Consider the following 6,361-nt stretch of genomic DNA (forward strand, 5'->3'; position numbering starts at 1 on the left):
CCTCGTCCGACGATCACAACGCCGACGAGTCAAATCTCCGCACCACGGGTAGTGAAGTGATCACGTCACGAATACGGCTTCGCATCCGGATCACCACAGCCCATGGCGAACCGGGCCTCGTGACGGCCCTCGGTGGACAGGCCATGCGCCGCACCCGGCCTTCCTCCCGGGGGTAATCCACCTAGGATTTCTCGGCGTCGGTCGCCGGACAGCCGTACAACCCTCCGTACCCCTCCCCAGTCGTGGAAGTCGATGCTCCGTTTCCGTCGCCCCCTCGCTCGCCACGCCCTCACCGCAGGCCCCGCACTTGTTCTCCTGGTCGGCGGCACCGTCGCGCTGCTCGCACTGGACCTCGTCACGCTCCCGCTGAGCCGCCGGTCGGCCGTGACCGCGCTGATCCTGCTGATCCTTCTACCCGCCGTGCTCCTCGGGCAGTACGCGCCCCCGCCGTACCGTCTGCGCTACCGCTTCCGATGGGCCCTCCTGGTCCTCCAGGCCCTGCTCACCTACGGACCGGTGCTGCTGCTCAAGCTGCCCTGGCTGAGCCTGCTGGGGTTCCTGGCCGGGGCCGTCCTGCTGACCGTTCCACGCCCCGCTTCCGTGCTCGTCGCGGTGGCGGTCTGTGCCAGCGGGCCGCTCCTGGTCAGCGGTCTTGAGTTCGAGAACCGCAGCGGCCTCGGCGTCCTGCTCGCCACCCTGACCACAGCAGGCAGTGTCTACGGCATCGCCCAGCTCGCCCTGTTCGTCGCCCGGCTGCACGCCGCTCAGAACCACGCCGCCCACGCGGCCGTACAGACCGAACGCGACCGGATCGCCGGCGACCTGCACGACGTCATCGGCTCGGCGCTCACCCTGATCGCGAACCGCGCCTCCCTGGGCACGGAGGACGAGGAGTCCGCCGCCGTCCTCGACGAGATCGCCGCCATCGCGCGCCGCACCCTCGCCGAGGTCCGAGCCGTCTCCCGCGACAACGTCACCCTGTCGCTGGCCACGGAGCTCGCCCAGGCGGCGCAGGTCCTCGCCACCGCCGGGATCACCGTGCGCAGCGACATCGCGCCGTTCACCGCCGATGATCTGCCCCGGGCCGTCGACCACTGTCTCGCCGTGGTCGCGCGGGAGGCCGTCGCCAATGTCCTGCATCACTCCCGCGCCGCCCACTGCTCGATCTCCCTGAGCATCGTCCACAAGGCAGCCACCGGCCGGTCCGTCGAATTCTCCGTAGGCAACGACGCCCCCGACTCCCCCGGTACGGCCGCTCCGGGAACCGGCCTCACCGGCCTCACCGCCCGCGCCGCCGCACTCGGCGGAACCGTGACCGCCGAGCGGCCGTCACCGGGACACTTCCGTCTGCTGGTGCGGCTGCCACTGCCGAGCGGCAACCGGACCACGGGCCCGACCCGGCCCCGGACACACCACGGGGCCCCGCACCTCAACGCGACACCGTGGGCCGACGCGGGACCCGCATGACGTCGGACAACGCCGAAGGACCCCGGTCCACCGCTCGCGCGGCGGGCCGGGGCCCTTCTCGGTGCTCTGTGCGGAGCAACCAGGTCAGACAGTCAGGTAATTACTTGACGATCTTGGTGACCTGGCCGGCGCCCACGGTCCGGCCACCCTCACGGATGGCGAACTTGAGGCCCTCTTCCATGGCGACCGGCTGGATCAGCGCGACGTTCATGACGGTGTTGTCGCCCGGCATGACCATCTCGGTGCCCTCGGGAAGGGTCACAACGCCCGTCACGTCCGTGGTACGGAAGTAGAACTGCGGGCGGTAGTTGTTGAAGAAGGGGGTGTGACGGCCACCCTCGTCCTTCGACAGGATGTAGGCCTGGGCCTCGAACTCGGTGTGCGGCGTGACCGAACCGGGCTTGATGATGACCTGGCCGCGCTCGACGTCCTCGCGCTTGATGCCACGGAGGAGCAGACCGACGTTCTCACCGGCCTGGCCCTCGTCGAGCAGCTTGCGGAACATCTCGATGCCGGTGACCGTGGTGGTGGTCTTCTCGGTCTTGATACCGACGATGTCGACGGTCTCGTTGACCTTCAGGACACCACGCTCGATACGACCGGTGACGACGGTGCCACGACCGGTGATCGTGAAGACGTCCTCGATCGGCATCAGGAACGGCTTGTCGACGTCACGCTCGGGCTGCGGGATCGCCTCGTCGACGGCCTTCATCAGGTCGAGGACGGACTGGCCCCACTCCTTGTCGCCCTCGAGCGCCTTGAGCGCCGAGACCTTGACGACGGGAACGTCGTCGCCCGGGAACTCGTACTCGGAGAGGAGCTCACGGACCTCGAGCTCGACGAGCTCCAGGATCTCCTCGTCGTCCACCATGTCGGCCTTGTTCAGGGCGACGACGATGTACGGAACGCCGACCTGGCGGGCCAGGAGCACGTGCTCCTTGGTCTGCGGCATCGGGCCGTCGGTGGCGGCGACCACGAGGATGGCGCCGTCCATCTGCGCCGCACCCGTGATCATGTTCTTGATGTAGTCCGCGTGACCCGGGCAGTCGACGTGCGCGTAGTGACGCGACTCCGTCTGGTACTCGACGTGCGCGATCGAGATGGTGATACCGCGCTGGCGCTCCTCGGGAGCCTTGTCGATCTGGTCGAAGGCCGAGGCCTCGTTCAGGTCCGGGTACGCGTCGTGCAGCACCTTGGTAATGGCGGCCGTGAGGGTCGTCTTACCGTGGTCGATGTGACCGATGGTGCCGATGTTGACGTGCGGCTTAGTCCGCTCGAACTTCGCCTTCGCCACTGGGTCCTCCTGTGGAGTGGTTCTGTACGCCTTGCTTCATCGGCGCCAGGTGATCTTTGCTGGGATGCCGGTGCCGGGGGCATTCACCGCATTGCTTGCGCTCCGCGACGAATGCCCCCCTGGCTCCGGTGACAAGCCTAAAGCGTGAGCTCGGGAGAGTTACTCGCCCTTGGCCTTCGCGATGATCTCCTCGGCGACGTTCCGCGGAACCTCGGCGTAGGAGTCGAACTGCATCGAGTAGCTTGCGCGACCCGAGGTCTTGCTGCGGAGGTCTCCGACGTAGCCGAACATCTCCGAAAGGGGCACGAGGCCCTTCACGACGCGAGCGCCGCTGCGCTCCTCCATGGCCTGGATCTGGCCACGGCGGGAGTTGATGTCACCGATGACATCGCCCATGTAGTCCTCGGGCGTGGTGACCTCGATGGCCATCATCGGCTCGAGGAGCACGGGGGATGCCTTGCGGGCACCCTCCTTGAACGCCTGCGAACCGGCGATCTTGAACGCCAGCTCGGAGGAGTCGACCTCGTGGTAGCCACCGTCGAGAAGGATGACGCGGACGCCCACCATCTCGTAGCCGGCCAGGATGCCGAACTGCATGGCTTCCTGAGCACCCGCGTCCACCGAGGGGATGTACTCACGGGGGATGCGGCCACCGGTGACCTTGTTGACGAACTCGTACGAGGTCTCGCCGCCCTCGATGGGCTCGATCGCGATCTGCACCTTGGCGAACTGACCGGTACCACCGGTCTGCTTCTTGTGGGTGTAGTCGATGCGCTCGACGGCCTTGCGGATCGTCTCGCGGTACGCGACCTGGGGCTTGCCGACGTTGGCCTCGACGCGGAACTCGCGCTTCATGCGGTCGACGAGCACCTCGAGGTGAAGCTCGCCCATACCACCGATGATGGTCTGGCCGGTCTCCTCGTCCGAGTGCACCTGGAAGGAGGGGTCCTCCTCCGAGAGACGCTGGATGGCGACACCCAGCTTCTCCTGGTCGCCCTTGGACTTGGGCTCGATGGCGACCTGGATGACCGGCGCCGGGAAGTCCATGGACTCCAGAATCACCGGGTTCTTGTCGTCGCACAGCGTCTCACCGGTGGTGGTCTGCTTGAGACCCATGACGGCGATGATGTCGCCCGCGCCCACCGACTCGATCTCCTCACGCTTGTTCGCGTGCATGCGGTAGATCTTGCCGATGCGCTCCTTCTTGCCCTTGACGGAGTTCAGCACCGCGGTGCCGGACTCCAGGCGGCCCGAGTAGACCCGGACGAAGGTGAGCTTGCCGAGGTGCGGGTCGCTCATGATCTTGAACGCCAGCGCCGCGAGCGGCTCCTCGTCGGACGGCTTGCGCTTGACGACCTCCTCCGGGTCCTTGACGCCGTGGCCCTCGATGGCCTCGACGTCCAGGGGGGAGGGGAGGTAGCGCACGACGGCGTCGAGCAGGGGCTGGACGCCCTTGTTCTTGAACGCGGTGCCGCAGAACACGGGGGTGACGGTGGTCTCGCCACCCTTGCCCGAGTTGATGGTGATGCGACGAATGCCCTCGTAGAGCTGCTCCACGGTGGGCTCGACGCCCTCCAGGTAGAGCTCCATGAGCGCCTCGTCGTTCTCCGCGGAAGCTTCGAGGAGCTTGCCGCGCCACTCATCGGCAGCCTCGGCCAGGTTGGCCGGGATGTCGACGATGTCGTACGCCTCGCCCTTGGTCGCCTCGGCGGGGTAGACGAACGCCTTCATCGTCACGAGGTCGACGACGCCCGTGAAGTCGGCCTCGGCACCGATGGGGAGCTGCATGACGATCGGGGTCGCGCCGAGGCGGTCCGTGATCATGGTGACGCAGCGGAAGAAGTCGGCACCGGTGCGGTCGAGCTTGTTGACGAAGCAGATACGCGGCACGCCGTAGCGGTCCGCCTGACGCCAGACGGTCTCGGACTGCGGCTCGACGCCCGCCACACCGTCGAACACGGTGACGGCACCGTCGAGGACGCGGAGCGAACGCTCCACCTCGACGGTGAAGTCCACGTGACCCGGGGTGTCGATGATGTTGATGGTGTGGTCAACATCATTGAGCGGCCAGTGGCAGGTCGTCGCGGCGGACGTGATCGTGATGCCGCGCTCCTGCTCCTGCTCCATCCAGTCCATCGTGGCAGCGCCGTCGTGGACTTCACCGATCTTGTACGAAACGCCGGTGTAGAACAGGATCCGCTCGGTGGTGGTCGTCTTGCCCGCGTCGATGTGGGCCATGATCCCGATATTGCGGACCTTGGCCAGGTCAAGCGAAGTGGTGGCCATAAGGCTCAATCTTCTCTCGGTCTCGATGTGGGTAGCGACTACCAGCGGTAGTGCGCGAAGGCCTTGTTGGACTCGGCCATCTTGTGGGTGTCCTCGCGCTTCTTGACGGCAGCGCCAAGACCGTTGGAGGCGTCGAGCAGCTCGTTCATGAGGCGCTCGGTCATGGTCTTCTCGCGACGGGCGCGGGAGTAACCCACGAGCCAGCGCAGCGCGAGGGTGGAGGCGCGACCGGGCTTGACCTCGATCGGCACCTGGTAGGTGGCGCCACCGACACGGCGGGACTTGACCTCGAGCGAGGGCTTGACGTTCTCAAGCGCGCGCTTCAGCGTGATGACCGGGTCGTTGCCGGTCTTCTCGCGGAGGCCTTCCATGGCGCCGTACACGATCCGCTCGGCAGTGGAACGCTTGCCGTTGAGCAGGATCTTGTTGATCAGCGAGGTGACAAGAGGAGAACCGTAGACCGGGTCGATGATGACCGGGCGCTTCGGGGCGGGGCCCTTACGAGGCATTCTTACTTCTCCTTCTTGGCGCCGTAGCGGCTGCGGGCCTGCTTGCGGTTCTTGACACCCTGGGTGTCGAGCGAGCCGCGGATGATCTTGTAACGAACACCCGGCAGGTCCTTCACACGGCCACCACGCACGAGCACGATGGAGTGCTCCTGCAGGTTGTGTCCCTCACCCGGGATGTAGGCCGTGACCTCGATACCGGAGGTCAGACGCACACGCGCGACCTTACGGAGTGCCGAGTTCGGCTTCTTCGGGGTGGTCGTGAACACACGCGTGCAGACGCCGCGGCGCTGGGGCGAACCCTCGAGTGCGGGCGTCTTGTTCTTCTCGACCTTGTCCTGCCGGCCCTTCCGGACCAGCTGCTGGATCGTAGGCACTACTTCTCCGGTTTCTGTGTGCCGTTCGTGAAACTAACCTGGAACGTCACCGACCCACGCGGTCGGGTGTGTCGAATGCTGCGGGCTCCTGCCGCAAGGCAGAAGGGAGCGCAGATTGCGGTGGCCACTGACGGACTCGCCATGCGGTTGAGGACACGCACACGAGCCCAGGCACACCCCAGGCACAAGGTCTGAGCGTACCTACCTCGTCGACTCCGGTCAAAACAAATGCTGTCCACCGGGACACGCCGTCACGGGTGCCCGGCTTGTCCCGACCCGTATGCGTAGGCTCCGCAACCCCGCACGACCCCGCACAGAGCTCCCAGTGGCCACTCAAGGCCCTCCTCGGGCCCCGCCCGGCATGCGGACCCGGCCACGGCCGTGACGTATCACACGCCGGAGGGCGGCCACCCCGTACACAACGGGGTGGC

General features: G+C 66.6%; 5 protein-coding genes. 1 reads left to right on the forward strand and 4 read right to left on the reverse strand.

The window, feature by feature from the left end; genetic code table 11:
• Positions 1-252: 252 nt before the first annotated feature.
• On the forward strand, positions 253-1,467 hold the full coding sequence (locus tag ACFU8Q_RS13485) for a sensor histidine kinase (RefSeq protein ID WP_384452162.1): 1,215 nt from the start codon (positions 253-255) through the stop codon (positions 1,465-1,467).
• A 100-nt stretch (positions 1,468-1,567) separates the two neighbouring features.
• Here the strand turns inward: ACFU8Q_RS13485 and tuf are convergent, their stop codons facing one another.
• The 4 genes from tuf to rpsL form a co-directional block, all read right to left on the reverse strand.
• The gene (tuf, locus tag ACFU8Q_RS13490) at positions 1,568-2,761 is read right to left on the reverse strand and encodes an elongation factor Tu (RefSeq protein WP_351078042.1); all 1,194 of its coding nucleotides are present in this window, start codon (positions 2,759-2,761) and stop codon (positions 1,568-1,570) included.
• 159 nt (positions 2,762-2,920) lie between these two features.
• Complete coding sequence (gene fusA / locus ACFU8Q_RS13495; protein WP_384452166.1) at positions 2,921-5,047, reverse strand: elongation factor G; 2,127 nt, start codon at positions 5,045-5,047, stop codon at positions 2,921-2,923.
• A gap of 38 nt (positions 5,048-5,085) precedes the next feature.
• Positions 5,086-5,556 carry a 30S ribosomal protein S7 gene (gene rpsG, locus ACFU8Q_RS13500; RefSeq protein WP_093897234.1) on the reverse strand — a complete coding sequence of 157 codons (471 nt, stop codon included), beginning with the start codon at positions 5,554-5,556 and terminating at the stop codon, positions 5,086-5,088.
• A gap of 2 nt (positions 5,557-5,558) precedes the next feature.
• Positions 5,559-5,930: a 30S ribosomal protein S12 gene (rpsL, locus tag ACFU8Q_RS13505; protein WP_003948652.1), complete on the reverse strand. Its 372-nt coding sequence runs from the start codon at positions 5,928-5,930 to the stop codon at positions 5,559-5,561.
• Positions 5,931-6,361 lie beyond the last annotated feature (431 nt).

Source organism: Streptomyces sp. NPDC057543 (genome assembly GCF_042801895.1).
GTDB lineage: Bacteria > Actinomycetota > Actinomycetes > Streptomycetales > Streptomycetaceae > Streptomyces.

Coding starts and splice junctions, on each gene's coding strand:
- ACFU8Q_RS13485 (WP_384452162.1), top strand. CDS start 253: ATGCTCCGTTTCCGTCGCCCCCTCGCTCGCCACGCCCTCACCGCAGGC.
- fusA (WP_384452166.1), bottom strand. CDS start 5,047: ATGGCCACCACTTCGCTTGACCTGGCCAAGGTCCGCAATATCGGGATC.
- rpsG (WP_093897234.1), bottom strand. CDS start 5,556: ATGCCTCGTAAGGGCCCCGCCCCGAAGCGCCCGGTCATCATCGACCCG.